We start from the raw sequence: 17,442 nt of genomic DNA, 5'->3' as shown, positions 1-17,442 counted from the left end.
ATCCTTGGTGTCTCATACGCTCTGGGCGTCGGGTCCCTGAGCCTGTCGAAGGGTCAGCCAGTCACCGCGCCCTGCGCGGCAGAGCGCACGAGACGGGAGTACTTGGCGAGGACGCCACGGGTATAGCGCGGGGGAAGAGGCTCCCAGCCTTCCCGCCGGGAGCTCAGCTCAGCGTCCTCGACGAGTAGCTCGAGGGAGCGAGCCGCGATATCGACCCGTATCAGATCACCATCGCGCACGAAGGCGATGGGACCAGCGTCCACCGCTTCGGGTGCTATGTGGCCGATGCACAGGCCGGTTGTGCCGCCTGAGAATCGTCCGTCCGTCAAGAGTAGTACATCTTTTCCGAGCCCTGCGCCCTTGATGGCCGCCGTGATGGCGAGCATCTCGCGCATGCCGGGGCCGCCCTTGGGGCCCTCGTAGCGGATCACGATCACATCGCCCGCGTTGATCTCGCCTGCGGCCAGCGCATCCATCGCGCCGCGTTCGCGCTCGAACACCCGCGCCGGTCCCTCGAACACGTCGGCGTCGAAGCCGGCCGACTTGACCACCGCGCCCTCCGGCGCGAGCGAGCCGTGCAGGATCGTGATGCCGCCGGATGCATGGATCGGGTTGTCGAAGGTGTGGATGACGTCACCGTCGACGGGATCCGGGTTCAGGTCGCGCAGATTCTCGGCGACGGTCTTGCCGGTCACCGTGAGCGCGTCGCCGTGGATCAGACCCTCGTCGAGCATCGCCTTCATGATGACCGGGATGCCGCCGTGCCGATCGACGTCGTTCATCACGTACTGGCCGAACGGCTTCATGTCGGCGACGTGCGGGGTGCGGCTGCCGATCCGGTTGAAGTCGTGCAGCGACAGATCGATGCCCGCCTCGTTGGCGATGGCCAGCAGGTGCAGCACGACGTTCGTCGATCCGCCCAGCGCCATGGCCAGTGCGATGGCGTTCTCGAACGACTCCTTGGTGAGGATGTCCTTCGTCGTGATGCCCTGGCGCAGCAGGTTCACGACGGCTTCACCCGAGCGGTGCGCGAAGTAGTCTCGTCGGCGGTCGGCCGCGGGCGGTGCGGCGGAGCCGGGCAGGCTCAGCCCGAGCGCCTCAGCGACGGATGCCATGGTGTTGGCGGTGTACATGCCGCCGCAGGCGCCCTCGCCTGGCGCGAACGCGCACTCGATGCGCTTGAGGTCCTCTTCCGACATCCGGCCCGCACGGCAGGCGCCGACGCCCTCGAACGAGTCGATGATCGTGATGTCCTTCTCGGTGCCGTCCGAGAGCTTCACCCAGCCCGGGGCGATGGATCCGGCGTACAGGAACACGCTCGACAGGCCCAGGCGCGCGCTGGCCATCAGCATGCCGGGGATCGACTTGTCGCAGCCGGCGAGCAGCACGGAGCCGTCGAGGCGCTCGGCCATGATCACCGTCTCGACCGAGTCGGCGATGACCTCGCGCGACACGAGCGAGAAGTGCATGCCCTCGTGTCCCATCGAGATGCCGTCCGAAACCGAGATGGTGCCGAACTGCAGCGGGTACCCGCCGCCGGAGTGCACGCCTTCCTTGGCGCCCTGCGCCAGCCGGTCGAGGCTGAGGTTGCACGGGGTGATCTCGTTCCAGCTCGACGCGATGCCGATCTGCGGCTTGTCCCAGTCGGCGTCGCCCATGCCAACGGCGCGCAGCATGCCGCGGGAGGTGGTGGCCTCGATGCCGTCGGTGACGACGCGGCTGCGGGGCTTGATGTCGATGTCTGGCTCGGCGCCCGACATACCGGGCTGAGAATCGCGGGTGGACATGACCGAAGTCTATTCGGGTCGCGTGGCCCGTTCCGACGCGATGACTTCCAGAAGCTCGGCGATCTGCTGTGGCGATCGCACACGCAGCGTTGCGGCGGTCTCCCCCGGGCCGACGCGCACGCCGAGATCGTCGTCGGTGAGCACGCGCAGCGCATCCTCGTCGGTGACGTCGTCGCCGGCGAACAGGATGCCCGTGGCACCGGTGTGCGCGCGCAGCACCGCGATCGCCGTGTCCTTGCCCTCGTCGCGCGAGGAGTACTCGAGGATGCGATCGCCGGTGCGGCGGCGCCAGTGCCTGGCCCGCCGTGCGAACACCTCGTCGACCGCGGTGAAGGCCTTCCGCTCCACCTCGGGTCTCGCGGGCCGTCCGTGGATGCCGATCCCGAACGTCTTGCTCTCGAGCTCCACGCCCGGATACTCGCTCAGCAGCGGGGCGAGCTCGTCGAGCAGCGCGTCGCGCAGCATCCTGTCGGCGTCACCCGGCTCAGCATCCGCCTCGCCCTGGCCCGGATACCAGTACTGCGCCCCGTGGGATGCGGCCAGCACGATCGGCGAGTCGTCGTCGTGCTCCGCGATCTCGCGCAGGTGCACGAGGCTGCGCCCGGAGATGAACGCGACCGTCGTATGCGGCAGCATCGCGATGTCGGTGACGGCTTTCTTCACCGCCGGGATCGCCCGCGCCGACATCGGGTCGGGGACGAGCTCGGATGCGGTGCCGTCGAAGTCGAGGGCGACCAGCAGCGTCTCGGTGCGCGCGATCGCCGACACCGACGGGTCGGCGAGGCCGGGCTCCCAGTCGCGGGTCATCCGTGGGCTCCCTCGTGTCGACGGTGGCGGTTGCGCCCCGCCTGCTCGAGCGCGCGGAGGAACGATTGCGACCACGCGTTCACGTCGTTCTCGAGCACGCGCTTGCGCAGCGCGCGCATCCGCTTGCCCTGCTCGGCGCCGGGCATCTCGATCGCCCCGACGATGGCATCCTTGAGGCCCTCGATGTCGTGCGGGTTGACCCGCAGCGCCTTCCGCAGCTCGTCTGCTGCTCCGGTGAACTCGCTGAGCACGAGCACGCCGCGGTTGTCGGCACGGGTGGCCACGTACTCCTTGGCGACGAGGTTCATGCCGTCGCGCAGGGCGGTCACGAGCATCACGTCGGCGGCGAGGTACATGGCCACCATCTCCTCGCGCGGGAACCCCTGGTGCAGGTAGCGGATGGCCGTGTGCCCGAGCGTGTCGTGGTCGCCGTTGATCCGCCCGATCGCCAGCTCCACCTCGTCGCGCAGATGCATGTAGGCATCCACCCGCTCGCGACTCGGGCTGGCGACCTGGATGAAGGCGACGTCCTCGACCGAGATGCGGCCCTGGTCGAGCAGCTCGCCGTAGGCCTTGATGCGGTGCCGGATGCCCTTCGTGTAGTCGAGCCGGTCGACGCCGAGCAGGATGTGCTTCGGATTGCCCAGGCCCTCGCGGATCTCGAGCGCTCGGGCGCGGATGTCGGGGCGCTGGGCGAGCTCGCGATACGGGGTGGTGTCGATCGAAATCGGGAACGCCTTCACCAGCGGCATCCGCCCGTCGGGAAGGGTGATGGTGGTTGCCCTCGTCTCGTGGCCCAGCCGGCGCTTGGCGGCCGCGAGGAAGTTCGCCGCGTCCTGCGCCCGCTGGAATCCGATCACATCGGCGCCCAGCAGTCCGCGCAGCACCTGGTCGCGCCAGGGAAGCTGGGCATAGAGCCCGTGCGAGGGGAACGGGATGTGATGGAAGTACCCGATGGTGACGTCGGGACGAAGCCCCCGCACCATCTCGGGCACGAGCTGCAGCTGGTAGTCGTGCACCCAGACGGTGCCGCCCTGTGCGACGGCCTCGGCTGCGGCCTCGGCGAAGCGCAGATTGACGGCGACGTACGCCTCCCACCACTCGCGGTGGTACTGCGGCGGAGCGATGACGTCGTGGTACAGCGGCCAGATCGTGTCGTTCGAGAAGCCTTCATAGTAGTCCTGGATCTCCTGCTCGCTCAGGGTCACCGGAAGCAGCCGGATGCCGTCGGCCTCGAACGGCTCGATCACGAGATCGGCCTGCCCCGCCCAGCCGACCCAGGCGCCGTCGACGCTGCGCATCATCGGCTCGAGAGCCGCCACCAGCCCGCCGGGAGACGTGCGCCAGATCTCCTCGCCGTCGGGAGTGATGATGCGATCGACGGGAAGGCGGTTGGCGACGACCACGAACTCTGCGGCGACCATGAGACTCCTCTGCTCGGAGACTCCAGGCTATCGATGACCGCAGCGACGGCTACGGGGGTTGACGCGCGCGCCTCAGCGCTGCACGGGGCTGATCACACGATTGACGACGCCGGATATCAGTACGATCGCCGCCGCGACCAGCGGCAGGACGAGCGCGACCTGCGTGCCGGCGATCTCGGAGATCGCCCCCGTTCCGGCTGCCGCAGCGGCCTGGCCGACGACGACGCCCGAGCCGAGCATGGTCATCACCGTGGCCGAGCGGCCCAGTGGGCTTCGCCCGGCACCGAGGCTGTACTGGGTGACGATGGTCGGCCCGACCCCGACACCCATCAGCGCGAGCGCGGCGATCATCGCGCCCACCGATTCCGCGAGCGCGAAGAGCACGGATCCGGCCACGAGGATCGTCGCGAACACGATCCAGCGCGCGTGCAGCGTGAATCGCGGCGGCAGCCACGCGACGCCGAGTGCGAGCACGGCGGATCCGACGCCCATCACGCCGTACAGCAGCCCGGCCTGCTCGGGCGCGCCCCGGTCTGCCGTGAACGAGGTCAGCGCAGTGAGAGAGGTGCCGAAGAACAGCCCGATCCCGAAGATGCCGACGACGACCACGACCAGGGCGGGTCGGAACAGCTCGCGCACGTCAGACGGCGCACGGCCGTCCGAGCCGCGCTCGACCGAGACGTGGCGTCCGGTGGGGTGCAGCGCGAACGCGCCGACGAAGAGCAGCGTCAGCGCCGACGCGATCGCGATGGGCGCCCACGGGGCGATGAACGAGGCGAGGATGCCGACGAGGAACGGCCCGAACACGAAGACGGTCTCGTCGGCGGCCGACTCGTACGACATGGTGGCCGAGGTCGTGCGGGCGCGGTGCGTCTCGGGCATCCGCTCGGCGATGATGGTGACCAGCCTCGACCGCGACATGGGCGAGACCTGGGGTGCCGTCGCGCCGATGGTGAACGCGGACGCCAGCACGATGGGGTCGGCCACCGGCGCGTAGACGATCAGGGCGAAGACGGCGAGCATCGCGGAGTTCAGCACCCCGCAGAGCAGCAGCACGGGCCGCTGGCCCCACCGGTCGGCCGCAGCCCCGAGGAACGGGCCGACCAGTGCCGTGCCGATTCCGACGGCTGCCGAGGTCAGCCCGCCGAGGCTCAGCGAGCCTCGGACGGTGACGACCATGGTCAGCACGCCGACGACCATCATGGCGAACGGCAGCCGCGCGATGAACGCGATCACGAAGTACGGGATGCCGGTCAGCCTCAGCAGGCTCGGCGAGGGGATCGAGGTCTGTGTCATGGCTCTCGCGCGTCCTCGACGCGGATCGGGTGCCGCCGCTGTCCGCCGGGGAGCCGGCGGCCGGTGGATACACAGTGGACGGGGCGAACGCCCCGCAGACCAGTGTAACGCCGAGACGGGACGCTCGTGGCAGGTAGGTTAGGCTTACCTTGCCAATCGAAGTGAGAAGTGCCCGCAGTGACCTCCCTCTCCCCCGCGACGTCCGTCGACCTGATCGGCGGTGACCGCACCGCCGTCGCGCTGTGCACAGACGACGGCGACGTCACGTACGGCGAACTCGCCGACCTCGCGGCCCGCGTACGCGACGAGCTGGGCACGACCCGGCGCCTGGTCCTTCTGGAGGCGGCGAACACCGTGCCGGCTCTCGCCGCCTATCTCGGGGCGCTCGCGGGAGGGCATCCGGTGCTGCTCGCGCCGGGTGGTGATGACGAGTCCGCCGTGCGCACCCGGGAGATGCTGATCGAGCGGTTCGATCCTGACGTCGTCGCCGCCCCATCAGGGCTCAGACCGCGCCGAGAGGGCACAGCGCACACTCTGCACGACGAGCTCGCGCTGCTGGCCAGCACCTCCGGATCGACCGGTTCACCGAAACTGGTGCGCATCTCGGCGCACGCGCTGCTCTCCAATGCCGCGGCCATCGCCGAGTACCTGCGACTCGATGCGACCGATCGGGCCATCACGACGCTGCCCCTGCACTACTGCTACGGACTCTCGGTCGTCAACAGCCACCTGCTCGCGGGCGGCAGCATCGTGCTGAGCGACAGGTCGGTGTCTGACGAGTCGTTCTGGCATCGGGCAGAGCAGACGGGCGTGACCGGGATCGCCGGGGTGCCGTACACGTTCGAGCTGATCGACGCCGTCGGCGGCGTGGAACGACTGCCCTCGAGCATCCGCTATCTGACTCAGGCCGGAGGGAGGCTGCCCGCAGAGCACGTCCGGCGGCTCGCGCTCGCGGGGCGGGAGCGCGGCTTCGACTTCTTCACCATGTACGGGCAGACCGAGGCCACCGCCCGCATGTCGTACCTTCCGCCGTCGGACGCCGTGAGCGCGGCCGGCTCGATCGGCCGGGCGATCCCGGGCGGGACCTTCCGCATCGACGCCCCCGCCGGCGAGTCCGGGGAGCTGGTCTACTCGGGACCGAACGTCATGCTCGGCTACGCCGAGGATCCGGCGGACCTGGCGCTCGGGCGCACGGTCGACGAGCTGCGCACCGGCGACCTGGCGCGGTGGCGTGACGACGGGTACGTCGAGATCGTCGGGCGGATGAACAGGTTCGTGAAGATCTTCGGACTGCGCATCGATCTCGATGTCGTGCAGGCGCAGCTCGCCGAATCGGGCATCCTTTCGCGCACCGCGGCCGACGGCGAGGAGCTGCTCGTCTTCGTGCGCAGCGGCCGCGACGTGAGCCGCGCACGCGACGAGGTGTCGCGCCGTATCGGCGTCCCTCCCGCAGCCGTGTCCGTGCACACCGTGGATGCCTTCCCGGTGACATCCTCGGGCAAGCCCGACAACGCGGCGCTCGTCGCTCATCACAGGGCGGCGCGCAGGTCGTACGCTCCCCGCCTGCCGTCAGGCGAGGCCACCCCCGGGGAGCTGCGCGATGCGCTGGCCGTGTGCACCGGACGGGCGGATGCGACCGAGCACGACAGCTTCGCCGCCCTCGGCGGCGACTCGCTCAGCTATGTCGAGGCATCCGTGCGGCTCGAAGAGCTGCTCGGGGCTCTCCCCCGCGACTGGCCTTCTCTCTCCCCCGTCGAGATGGTGGAACGGGCAGAGCCCGCGGCGCCTGCGACGCCTGCCGGCCCGTCGCCCGCGGCTGCAGACGACGCGCCGCAGCGCCGCTCCTCGCCGCGGCGCGCGCTCGCCGCGATCGAGACCCCGGTGCTGCTGCGAGCCATCGCGATCGTGCTCATCGTCGGGACGCACGCGGACCTGTTCCTCGGCGACGGCTTCTCGCTGAAGGGCGGCGCGCATCTGCTGCTCGTCGTCGCCGGGTACAACCTCGCGCGGTTCGCGCTCTCGCCGTCGGCATCCGATCGGCCGCGGCGGCTGCTGACCGCCCTCGGCCAGGTGGCCATCCCGGCCGTGCTCTGGATCGGCGTCGTCGGGCTGATCAGCGGCAAGTACCACCCGACGACGGCTCTGCTGGTGAACAACGCGGTGCCGACGAACGGTGTGTGGAACGAGCAGTGGCAGTTCTGGTTCCTCGAGGCGATGGTGTGGACCATGCTGGCCCTCGCTGCCGTGTTCGCCGTTCCCGCCGTCGACCGGCTCGAGCGACGCGCGCCGTGGGCGTTCGCCATGGCCGCTCTCGGTCTCACCGTCGTCGTGCGCTTCGCGCTGCTCGGCGCACAGCCCGCCGAGCACCTCGAGCGCTACGCGATCGCGACGGTGCTGTGGTGCATCGCGCTCGGTGCGGTGGTCGCCCGCGCTGACGACACCCGACGTCGGATCGTCGCCACTCTGCTTACGGCGGCGCTCGTGCCCGGGTTCTTCGGCGAGCCGCTGCGCGAGGGCATCGTGGCCGTCGGCGTGCTCGCCCTGATCTGGCTGCCCGCGGTGCCGCTGCCCGTGGTGCTGCGCCCGGCGCTCACCACCCTCGCTTCCGCCTCGCTGTTCATCTACCTCACCCACTGGGTGGTGTATCCGCCGTTCGAGCAGACCGCACCGCTGGTCGGCACCCTGCTCTCACTCGCGGTCGGCATCATGGCATGGTCGGTGCACCGACGCGGGCAGCGGTTCGCGCGATCGGTCGTCGCGCGCGTGCGGGCCTGATCCGCGGCAGGTCACTGAGCGGGATAGAGCACGGCGCCCCCGCCCACGCGCACGGCCACGATGTCGCCGTCCGTGGTCTCGGCCGACCGGTGGGTCGGCACCTGCAGCCAGACACGGGCTGCATCGTCGCCGTGGATGTCGACACGCAGCTGCGTGCGCGATCCGATAGCACGCCGTGCCGTGACGGTCGCGGTGCCGGCGCCGGACGGCGCCGCGCCCGCCACGACCTCCAGCTGGCTCGGGCGCACCATCACCACCACATCCCGCGCGCCCGCAGAGCGGTCGTGCTTCACCGACAGGGTGCCGAGGGCACACGAGACCGTGCCGTCGCCATTGCGGCGTGCGCTCAACGCCAGCGTGTCGCCGAGGAACTCCGCGACGGCGAGGTCTGCAGGCGCGTCGAACACCGCGCCCGGCTCGCCGTGCTGGGCGAGCCTGCCGCCGGCGACCACGCCGATGAGATCGCCGAACGACAGCGCCTCGTCGTGATCATGGGTCACGAGCAGCGTGGTCACTCTGGCCCGCTCGAGGATGTCGATCGTCGCCTCGCGGGTCTGCGCGCGCAGACCCGCGTCGAGCGCGCTGAACGGCTCGTCGAGCAGCAGCACCTTCGGCCCGGGCGCGAGAGCTCGCGCGAGGGCCACCCGCTGCTGCTGTCCACCCGACAGCTCGTGCGGGCGTCGCTCGGCAAGCTCCGGTGAGAGCGACGTCAGCTCAAGCATCTCGCGCACGCGCACACCGCGCCGCGGACCGCGCGGCAGCCCGAACGCGATGTTCGCGGCGACCGTCATGTGCGGGAACAGCGCCCCGTCCTGCGGCACATACCCGATGCCCCTGCGGTGCGCGGGAACAGAGCCGCGGGAGTCGGCGAGGGTGCGGCCGTCGAGCGCGATGCTGCCCGCGTCGGGTCGCTCGAAACCGGCGATCAGGCGCAGCAGCGTGCTCTTGCCGCTTCCCGACGCACCGACGAGTGCCATGCGTGATCCGGCGGGCACGGCGAAGTCGACGTCGGCGAGCACGGGCCCTGCGCCGAACGACTTCCCGATCCCGGTGATCTGAAGCGTCATGCGCTGCCTCTCGAGGTCGCTTCGGAGAACATCAGGTGCACTGCCGGGATCGACAGCGCGATCAAGGTCAGCGCGTAGGGTGCGGCGGCGACGTAGTCGATCGAGGATGCCGCCGACCAGAAGCCCGTCGCAACGGTCTCGGTGCCGATCGGTGCGAGTAGCAGCGTCGCGGTCAGCTCGTTCGACGCGCCCAGCGCGACCAGGGCCGCGCCGCTCACCGCCGCCGGTGCGAGCAGCGGGGCGGTGATGCGCAGTCTGGCGCGCCACGGCGGAGCGCCGAGGGAGCGCGCGGCCTCTTCCCACGCCGGAGAGATCTGGGCGAGCCCCGCGCGCAGCGGCACGAGGATGCGCGGCAGGAAGAGGACCGCGTATGCGACGACCACGGTCGCGGCGGTCTGATACAGCATCGGTGCACCCCGCAGTGTGACGGTGACCAGGGCGAGGGCGACGATGATGGCCGGGAAGCTTCCGGCGAGATAGAAGGCGCCCTCGAGCATCCCGCTGACCCGCCCGCGATGACGCACGGCGAGCCAGGCGACGGGAAGGGCGACCAGTGCGCACACCACAGCCCCGCCCACCGACAGCACGACCGTCTGCCCGGCGGCCGGCACGACGGGTGCCCAGTCGGCGGCGTCGGTGCGCATGGTCCAGCGCAGCACCGATGTCATCGGCACGAGAACAGACGCCCCGAAGACGACGAGCAGGGCCACGACGGCCGGCGCGGTCCAACGGCCGAGGTCGGCACGGCCGGCGGGTCGGGAGGCCGCACTGCGCGACAGCCGGGCGGTTCCCCGCATCCGGCCCTCGCCGATCACCAGCAGCAGGCAGAGCCCGGCGAGCACGACACCGAGCGCCGCCGCGTTGGCTCCGCCGAAGTTCGCGCGGTAGGCATCCATGATCGCCGTGGTGATCGTGTCGAACCCCACGAAGGCGAAAGCTCCGTACTCCGCGAGCAGGTGCAGCCCGACAACCAGTCCGCCGCCGATCGCCGCGATCCGCAGCTGCGGCAGCACCACGCGCGCGAAGACCTTCCACGGGCCGAGGCCCAGTGAGCGGGCGGTCTCCTCGAGCGCGGGGTCGAGGCCGCGCAGCGCCGCGACGGCCGGCAGATACACCAGCGGCGAGTACGCGCAGGCGGCGATGAGCACCGCGCCGCCCACACCGCTCAGCGACGGCGCCACGCTCGCCCAGCCGTAGCTGGTTACGAACGCGGGGATGGCGAGAGGCGCGGCGAGGGCGATCGCGAACGTCCGTCGCAGCGGCAGGGCGGTGCGCTCGACCAGCCAGGCGCCGCCGATCCCGATCACGAGCGTGGCCACGACGCCGAGCACGACGAGCAGCACGGTGTTGACCGTCAGCTCCGCCACTCGCGGGCGCACGAGCAGCTCGAGCAGTCGGGGCCCGCCGGTCTGGATCGACGACACGACCACGTAGCCGACGGGGATCAGCGCGAACGCCGCCGCGACGCCGACGCCGAACGCCAGCATCCACGGGTAGGTGCGCGCGCCGCGCGGGCTGACGGCAGGCGCCGCGCGCTCGGCTGTCAGGGTCAGAGGAGTCCCGCCTCGGTCATCAGGTCGATCACAGTCGGACCGTTCAGGGTCGACGGATCGATGTCGGGCGCGCCGAGGGAGTCGAGCGCGGGAAGCGGCGAGCGCGCCGGGACGCCGTCGGCCACGGGGTACTCGTAGCTGTACCCCTCGCCGAGGATCGTCTGCCCCTTCTGGCCGACCAGCCAGGCGAGGAACTTCTGCGCCTCGTCGGGGTGGTCGCTGGATGCCAGGACGCCGCCGCCCGAGATGCTGACGAAGGCGCCGGGGTCGCCGGGCTCGAAGAGGTGCAGGGCGGTGTTGCCGCTGTTCTCCCTGGTGCCGGCCTGATCCCGGTACCAGTAGTAGTGGTAGATGACGCCCATCGGCACCTCGCCGGCGTTGACCGCCTTCATCGTGACGATGTTGTTCCGGTAGATCTCGGCGTTGGCCTGCATGCCCGCGAGCCACTCCGCGGTCGCCGCCTCACCCTCCGAGGCGAGGATGGCGGAGATGATGGCCTGGAAGTCGGCGCCGCCGGGGGCTGCACCCCACGTGCCCTTCCACTTCGGATCCTGCAGCTCGAGGATCGAGGTGGGCAGCTCGTCTTCGGAGATGAGGTCGGGGTTGTAGACGAGCACGGTGTCGCGCGCGGCGATGCCCGTCCACGCGCCGGTGCTGGGACGGAATCTCTCGGGCACCAGCTGCAACGTGGCATCGTCCACCGGGGCGAAGAGCCCGGCGTCCTCGACGAGCGACATGGCCGGGGAGTTCTCGGTGAGGAACACGTCGGCCGGCGACGCGTCGCCCTCCTGGGCGAGCTGGTTCGCGAGCTCGCTGTCGTCGCCGTGGCGGAGCTTGACCTTGATCCCCGTCTCTTCGGTGAACGCCGCCGTCCATTCCTCGGTGAGCTGCTCGTGCTGTGCGTTGTAGATCACCAGCGCGTCGTCGCCGCCGGGCTGACTGGCCGCGGGCGCGCACCCGACGAGGGCCAGAGTGGCGACGAGTCCGGTCACGAGTGCGGTTCCGCGCACGCGGATGGAAGGCATGTGTGTCCCTTCGGGCAGGTAAGGCTCACCTATCCTAACCGACCCCAGTCACGCGGAGCATGCGTCGCATCCGCGCTGCGCAGCCCGATGTCAACCCTTCCCGGCAGGATCCGCCGCTCGGCTACCGTGGACGCATGCGCTATCTCCTACGCACCGGACTCTTCAGCGCCATCTCCACGGGATGGACCCTGCTGCGCGGTTCGCGCGGGCAGAAGTTCACCTGGCGGGCTGTCCTCGCCTGGGTGAGCTGGGCGATCACCCTCTCACTCGCGATCGGCGCCGTGAAGGACATGCGCCGTCTCGACAAGGGCCTGCCCGTCTCCGACGACTCGCCGTTCGCACCGAAGCCCGACAAGAAGGAGCTGCGCGAGAAGCGTCGCGACGAGGTCAAGCGCATCTCGAAGCGGCGCTGACCCCTCTTCTGCGGAGGGATCAGCGCAACGTGCGGATTCCCCGGACTCTCAGCGCGTGAGGATCAGCGCCTCGCCCTGACCGCCACCGCCGCACAGCGCGGCGACCGCGGTGCCGGACCCGCGTGCGGCGAGTTCGTGCGCCAGGTGCACGACGAGTCGCGCGCCGCTCGCCCCGATCGGATGCCCGATGGCGATGCCGCCGCCGTGCACGTTCACGATCTCGCTCGACAGCCCCAGCTCCTGCTGGGAACGGGCGACGACCGCACCGAACGCCTCGTTGATCTCGACGATGTCGAGCTGGTCTGCGGTGATGCCCTGCTTCTCGAGCGCCCGCTCGATGGCGCGCGCCGGCTGTGCCTGCAGCGAGTTGTCCGGCCCCGCGGTCTGCCCGTTCGCACCGATCACGGCGAGCACCGGCCACCCCTGAGCATCGGCGTTCTCGCGGGTGGTCACGATGACGGCCGCGGCGCCGTCGGAGATCTGCGACGCGTTCCCGGCGGTGATCGTGCCGCCCTCCGCGAAGGCGGGGCGGAGGCCTGCGAGCGACTCGACGGTGGTGTCGGGCCGGATGCCCTCATCCGCCTTCAGCACCAGGGGGGCGCCCTTGCGCTGCGGCACCGTCACCTCGACGATCTCCGCGTCGAAGACACCGTCCTGCTGCCCGGATGCCGCACGCTGGTGCGACAGTGCGGCGACCGTGTCCTGGATCTGGCGGGTCATCTCGAACCGCGGGTTGTGTCGCTCGGTCGACGCGCCCATGCTCTCGCGGTCGTAGGCATCGGTGAGGCCGTCGTAGGCCATGTGGTCGAGAACCTCGACGCTGCCGTAGGTCCATCCGTCTCGCGAGCCCATCAGCAGGTGCGGTGCGCGCGTCATCGACTCCATGCCGCCTGCGACCACAGTGGTGGCGTCACCGGTGCGGATCATGCGTGCCGCATCGATGATCGCGGTGAGGCCCGAGAGGCAGACCTTGTTGACCGAGCTGGCCGGCACGTCCCAGCCGATTCCGGCGCCGATGGCGGCCTGACGGGCGGCGTTCTGGCCAGAGCCAGCGGCGAGCACCTGGCCCATGATGACCGCGTCGACGGCATCCGGATCGACCGCGGCCTGCTCGAGCGCGCCGCGGATGGCCAGCGCACCCAGCTGCGGTGCGGTGAACGACGCCAGCTGTCCCTTCAGTCGCCCCTGCGGGGTGCGGGCGGCGGCGACGATGACGATGTCGCTCATGAGTTCTCCTTCACGCTCTCAGCGATGCTCAGCTCAGGTTCGGTGGCGTCGATGACGTCCTGCACGCTCACGCCCGGCGCCGTCTCGACGAGCACGAGCCCGCCGTCGGTGACGTCGATGACGGCGAGGTCGGTGATGATCCGGTCGACCACTCCCCTGCCGGTCAGCGGCAGCGAGCAGTCGTTCACGATCTTCGCCGAGCCGTCCTTCGCGACGTGCTCCATCAGGACGATGACGCGACGGGCGCCGTGCACGAGGTCCATCGCGCCGCCGGGCCCCTTGACCATCTTGCCGGGGATCATCCAGTTGGCCAGGTCGCCCGCGGCCGAGACCTGCATGGCGCCGAGGATGGCGGCGTCGATCTTGCCACCGCGGATCATGCCGAAGCTCGTGGCCGAGTCGAAGAACGCCGCCCCCGGCAGCAGCGTGACGGTCTCTTTGCCGGCGTTGATCAGGTCGGGATCGACGTTCTCCTCGCTCGGGTACGGGCCTACGCCGAGGATGCCGTTCTCGGATTGCAGCACCACGGTCACGTCGTCGGGCACGTGGTTGGGAACCAGGGTCGGCAGGCCGATGCCGAGGTTGACGTACTCGCCATCGGCGAGCTCCTGCGCGGCGCGGGCCGCCATCTGGTCGCGGGTGAGTGCCATGGTCATCTCTTCCCTTCCGGGGTGCGGGTCGTGCGACGCTCGATGCGCTTCTCGATGCCGCTGCCCACCTCGACCACGCGGTGCACGTACACGCCGGGCAGATGGATCCCGTCGGGGTCGAGCTCTCCGGGTTCGACGAGCTCCTCGACCTGCGCGATGCAGACGCGCCCCGCCATCGCGGCGAGCGGATTGAAGTTGCGTGCGGCCTTGTTGAAGACGAGATTGCCGTGCCGGTCGCCCTTCAGCGCGTGCACGAGGGCGAAATCGGTGGTGATGGCCTCCTCGAGCACGAAGTCCCGCTGCTCGCCGTGCACGTCGAAGCTGCGCACGTCCTTGGCCGGCGAGGCCACCGCGATCGAGCCGTCGGCGTTGTACCGGCGTGGCAGGCCGCCCTCGGCGACCTGCGTGCCGACGCCGGTCTGGGTGAAGAACGCGGCGATTCCCGAGCCGCCGGCGCGCAGCTTCTCGGCGAGGGTGCCCTGCGGGGTGAGTTCCAGCTCGAGGACGCCTTCGAGGAACTGCCGCTCGAACTCCTTGTTCTCACCGACGTACGACGAGGTCATCTTCCGGATGCGCCGCGAGGCGAGCAGGATGCCCAGGCCCCAGTCGTCGACGCCGCAGTTGTTGCTGACGACACTGAGCTCGCCGGTGCCCTGCGCGTGCAGTGCCTCGATGAGCTTCATGGGGTTGCCTGAGAGGCCGAAGCCGCCGACGGCCAGCGAGGCGCCGTCCGGGATGTCGGCCACGGCCTCCGCCGCGGATGCGAACTGTTTGTCGATCAAGGCCACTCCTTCGTGTGCGGTGCTTCCAGCATCCGCCCGCCCGGGTCGGCGGGCAAGGCACCGCTTGCGATGTGGTCGCAGAGCGGGATAGCGTCCACATTGTGGAACCACCTGTCGCCTCGCGTCGCACCGTGCCCGGCGCCCAGGCCGTCGCGCGGGCGGCGGCGCTGCTGCGGCTGGTGTCGGCATCCGCCGATGGCGCCGGCCTGCAATCACTGGCCCGGGATGCCGGGCTCAGCCGCTCGACGGCGCATCGCCTGCTCACGGCGCTGCGCGTCGAGGGGCTCGTCGACCAGGACGAGGCCACGGCCCGCTGGATGCCCGGACCCGAGCTGTACCTGATGGGAACCGTGGCCGCCGCGCGGTACGACATCACCGAGCTGTCGCGCGACATCGTGCGCTCGCTCGCCGTCAAGACGGAGGAGAGCGCGTTCCTGTCCACACGTCGCGCCGACGAGACGGTGTGCCTCGTCCGGGAGGAGGGCTCATTCCCCATCCGCTCCTTCGTGCTCAGCGAGGGAGTGCGCTTCCCCCTCGGCGTCGCGAGCGCCGGGCTTGCGATCCTCGCCTTCCTCCCCGACCACGATGTGGATGCCTACCTTCAGCGGCACCCCGAGCTGGAGCACAGCTGGGGCTCGGCGCACGCCGACACGCCGCTGCGGCGGCGTCTGCGCGAGACGAGAGCACGTGGGTACGCGGTGAACCCCGGCCTGATCGTCGAGGGGTCGTGGGGCATGGCCGCCGCCGTGTTCGACCGTCAGGGCCGGCCGGACTGGGCGCTCAGCATCACCGGTGTGGAGTTCCGCTTCGGCCCCGATCGACTGCCCCAGCTGGGTCGCACCCTGCTCTCGCATGCACACCAGCTCTCATCGCGGATCGCGAGCAGCCGGCACTGAGCCGATAGATATCGACGGATATATACTGTTCGATATGCAAAAGGCCGAAGCCATCACAGCCATCGTGCTCGCCGCGCACGCGCTGGCCCGCATCGCGGCCCACGACGCGGGCAACGACGCACCATCCGCGCAGTGGCGCACTCTCAGCATCCTCGAGCAGCAGGGTGGGCTGCGCCTCGGCGCCCTGGCATCCGCCGCCCGCACGACGCAGCCGGGCATGACGCGGCTGATCGGCGCGCTCGAGCATGCCGGACTCGTCGAACGCACCGCCGACCCCGACGACTCGCGCGCCATCGTCGTCACCGCGACGGAGGCGGGCATCCGCGCCCTGCACGACTGGCGCACCGAGTTGGGCGCCACTCTCGCCCCGCGCTTCGACGGTCTCGGCGATGACGACTGGCGTGCGATCGCGCGCACCGCCGCCATCCTCGGCGAGCGCACGCAGGGCACACCCGACCACACGACAGGAGCACACAGATGAGCGGAGCACCACAGGGATCGATCTGGCGGCAGCCGGCACAGGTGTGGGCGGTCGCGTTCGCCTGTGTCGTCGCGTTCATGGGCATCGGCCTGGTCGACCCGATCCTCCCCGCGATCGCCGAGTCGCTCGAGGCGTCCCCGGTCGAGACCGAGCTGCTCTTCACCAGCTACCTGCTGGTCACGGGCCTTGCCATGCTCGTCACCAGCTGGATCTCCAGCCGCATCGGTGCGAAGGCGACCCTGCTCGTGGGCCTCGGCCTCATCGTGGCGTTCGCCCTGCTGTGCGCCGTGAGCGGCAGCGTCGACTGGGTGATCGGGTTCCGCGCCGGCTGGGGCCTGGGCAACGCGCTCTTCATCTCCACCGCGCTGGCGACCATCGTCGGCGCGGCCACCGGAGGCAGCGGCGCCGCCATCGTGCTCTACGAGGCAGCACTCGGGCTGGGCATCGCGGTCGGGCCGCTGCTGGGCGGGCTGCTGGGCGAGCTCAGCTGGCGCGGCCCGTTCTTCGGCGTCGTGGCGCTGATGGCGATCGGATTCATCGCGGTGCTCACGCTCGTGCGCACCGACGGCGAGCGCCGCGAGCCGATGCCGTTCTCGGCACCGTTCCGCGCGCTTCGACGCCCCGCCCTCGCCGTGCTCGCCGTCGCCGCCCTGTTCTACAACATCGGCTTCTTCGTGCTGCTGGCGTTCTCGCCGTTCCCGCTCGGCTTCGGTGCCCTGGGCATCGGCCTGACCTTCTTCGGCTGGGGTGCGGCTCTGGCGGTCACCAGCGTCTGGGTGGCTCCCTCCCTGATGCGCCGCACCTCGCGAGCGTCGATCATGCTCGTCACCCTGCCGCTGCTGGCCGTCGACCTCGTCGCCGCCGGTCTCGTCGTCGCCAGCCCCGCCGCGCTCGTGGTGTGCATCGTCGTGGGCGGTCTGCTGCTGGGCGTGATGAACACCGTCCTGACCGAGGCCGTGATGGAGGCCACCGACCTGCCCCGCTCGGTCGCCTCGTCGGCGTACTCGGCCGTGCGCTTCCTCGGCGGCGCGATGGCACCGCCCACGGCCGCGGCCCTTGCCCACGCGTACGGCGACACGGTGCCCTACCTGTTCGCCGCCGGTGCCGTGCTGCTCGCCGCCCTGACGGTGCTGCTCGGGCGTCGCACGCTCGCCCACATCGACGACACCGCCGCAGGCACGGCTGACGAGGCTGCGGCTATCCTCATCGGAGACGCCGCGTGATCGGCATCCGCTCTTCCCACCGCTGAGGAGACCGCA

The 17,442-nt window shown here is 70.5% G+C and carries 15 protein-coding genes; 5 read left to right on the top strand and 10 right to left on the bottom strand.

The features are described from left to right. Positions 1-53: 53 nt before the first annotated feature. From ilvD to ACWIDW_RS01265, 4 genes are all read right to left on the bottom strand, one after another. Positions 54-1,787 carry a dihydroxy-acid dehydratase gene (gene ilvD / locus ACWIDW_RS01280; protein ID WP_454122325.1) on the bottom strand — a complete coding sequence of 578 codons (1,734 nt, stop codon included), beginning with the start codon at positions 1,785-1,787 and terminating at the stop codon, positions 54-56. A 9-nt stretch (positions 1,788-1,796) separates the two neighbouring features. Next, positions 1,797-2,594, bottom strand: a complete 798-nt coding sequence (otsB, locus tag ACWIDW_RS01275; protein WP_454122323.1) for a trehalose-phosphatase — start codon at positions 2,592-2,594, stop codon at positions 1,797-1,799. Continuing rightward, on the bottom strand, positions 2,591-4,018 hold the full coding sequence (locus ACWIDW_RS01270; protein WP_454122322.1) for an alpha,alpha-trehalose-phosphate synthase (UDP-forming): 1,428 nt from the start codon (positions 4,016-4,018) through the stop codon (positions 2,591-2,593). The genes otsB and ACWIDW_RS01270 overlap by 4 nt, the downstream gene beginning before the upstream one ends. Positions 4,019-4,090: 72 nt before the next feature. Next, positions 4,091-5,314 carry an MFS transporter gene (locus tag ACWIDW_RS01265; RefSeq protein WP_454122320.1) on the bottom strand — a complete coding sequence of 408 codons (1,224 nt, stop codon included), beginning with the start codon at positions 5,312-5,314 and terminating at the stop codon, positions 4,091-4,093. A gap of 177 nt (positions 5,315-5,491) precedes the next feature. Here ACWIDW_RS01265 and ACWIDW_RS01260 point away from each other — a divergent pair, with 177 nt between their 5' ends. Next, entirely contained in the window at positions 5,492-8,089 is a 2,598-nt protein-coding gene (locus ACWIDW_RS01260) for an AMP-binding protein (RefSeq protein WP_454122319.1), read from the top strand. Between the two features lie 11 nt (positions 8,090-8,100). On the opposite strand, the gene ACWIDW_RS01255 is transcribed toward ACWIDW_RS01260, so the two are convergent. The 3 genes from ACWIDW_RS01255 to ACWIDW_RS01245 all read right to left on the bottom strand — a co-directional run bounded on the left by ACWIDW_RS01255 (position 8,101) and on the right by ACWIDW_RS01245 (position 11,734). Continuing rightward, entirely contained in the window at positions 8,101-9,156 is a 1,056-nt protein-coding gene (locus tag ACWIDW_RS01255; RefSeq protein WP_454122317.1) for an ABC transporter ATP-binding protein, read from the bottom strand. Then, a complete protein-coding gene (locus tag ACWIDW_RS01250; protein ID WP_454122316.1) occupies positions 9,153-10,643 on the bottom strand; it encodes an ABC transporter permease in 1,491 nt (496 codons plus the stop codon). Before ACWIDW_RS01250 ends, ACWIDW_RS01255 begins: the two co-directional genes overlap by 4 nt. Before the next feature lie 62 nt (positions 10,644-10,705). Beyond that, complete coding sequence (locus ACWIDW_RS01245; protein WP_454122314.1) at positions 10,706-11,734, bottom strand: iron ABC transporter substrate-binding protein; 1,029 nt, start codon at positions 11,732-11,734, stop codon at positions 10,706-10,708. Between the two features lie 134 nt (positions 11,735-11,868). Here ACWIDW_RS01245 and ACWIDW_RS01240 point away from each other — a divergent pair, with 134 nt between their 5' ends. Then, entirely contained in the window at positions 11,869-12,147 is a 279-nt protein-coding gene (locus ACWIDW_RS01240) for a hypothetical protein (RefSeq protein WP_454122313.1), read from the top strand. Between the two features lie 48 nt (positions 12,148-12,195). Here the strand turns inward: ACWIDW_RS01240 and ACWIDW_RS01235 are convergent, their stop codons facing one another. The 3 genes from ACWIDW_RS01235 to ACWIDW_RS01225 are packed head-to-tail and all read right to left on the bottom strand — an operon-like array spanning position 12,196 to position 14,806. Continuing rightward, a complete protein-coding gene (locus tag ACWIDW_RS01235) occupies positions 12,196-13,374 on the bottom strand; it encodes an acetyl-CoA C-acetyltransferase (RefSeq protein WP_454122311.1) in 1,179 nt (392 codons plus the stop codon). Next, complete coding sequence (locus tag ACWIDW_RS01230; protein WP_454122309.1) at positions 13,371-14,024, bottom strand: CoA transferase subunit B; 654 nt, start codon at positions 14,022-14,024, stop codon at positions 13,371-13,373. Before ACWIDW_RS01230 ends, ACWIDW_RS01235 begins: the two co-directional genes overlap by 4 nt. Positions 14,025-14,026: 2 nt before the next feature. Continuing rightward, positions 14,027-14,806, bottom strand: a complete 780-nt coding sequence (locus ACWIDW_RS01225) for a CoA transferase subunit A (RefSeq protein ID WP_454122308.1) — start codon at positions 14,804-14,806, stop codon at positions 14,027-14,029. A gap of 101 nt (positions 14,807-14,907) precedes the next feature. Between ACWIDW_RS01225 and ACWIDW_RS01220 the strand changes: the two genes are divergently transcribed. Genes ACWIDW_RS01220 through ACWIDW_RS01210 form a run of 3 tightly spaced genes read left to right on the top strand, consistent with a single transcriptional unit; the run spans position 14,908 to position 17,406 of the window. Beyond that, positions 14,908-15,702: an IclR family transcriptional regulator gene (locus tag ACWIDW_RS01220; protein ID WP_454122306.1), complete on the top strand. Its 795-nt coding sequence runs from the start codon at positions 14,908-14,910 to the stop codon at positions 15,700-15,702. Positions 15,703-15,736: 34 nt separating this feature from the next. After that, on the top strand, positions 15,737-16,183 hold the full coding sequence (locus ACWIDW_RS01215; protein WP_454122304.1) for a MarR family winged helix-turn-helix transcriptional regulator: 447 nt from the start codon (positions 15,737-15,739) through the stop codon (positions 16,181-16,183). After that, the gene (locus ACWIDW_RS01210) at positions 16,180-17,406 is read left to right on the top strand and encodes an MFS transporter (RefSeq protein ID WP_454122303.1); all 1,227 of its coding nucleotides are present in this window, start codon (positions 16,180-16,182) and stop codon (positions 17,404-17,406) included. The genes ACWIDW_RS01215 and ACWIDW_RS01210 overlap by 4 nt, the downstream gene beginning before the upstream one ends. The last annotated feature ends 36 nt before the right edge of the window (positions 17,407-17,442 follow it).

The sequence above is a fragment of the Microbacterium sp. NPDC055312 genome (assembly GCF_053645675.1).
Note: the sequence above shows the minus strand (reverse complement) of the source record. Positions and strands in the feature narration are given on the sequence as shown.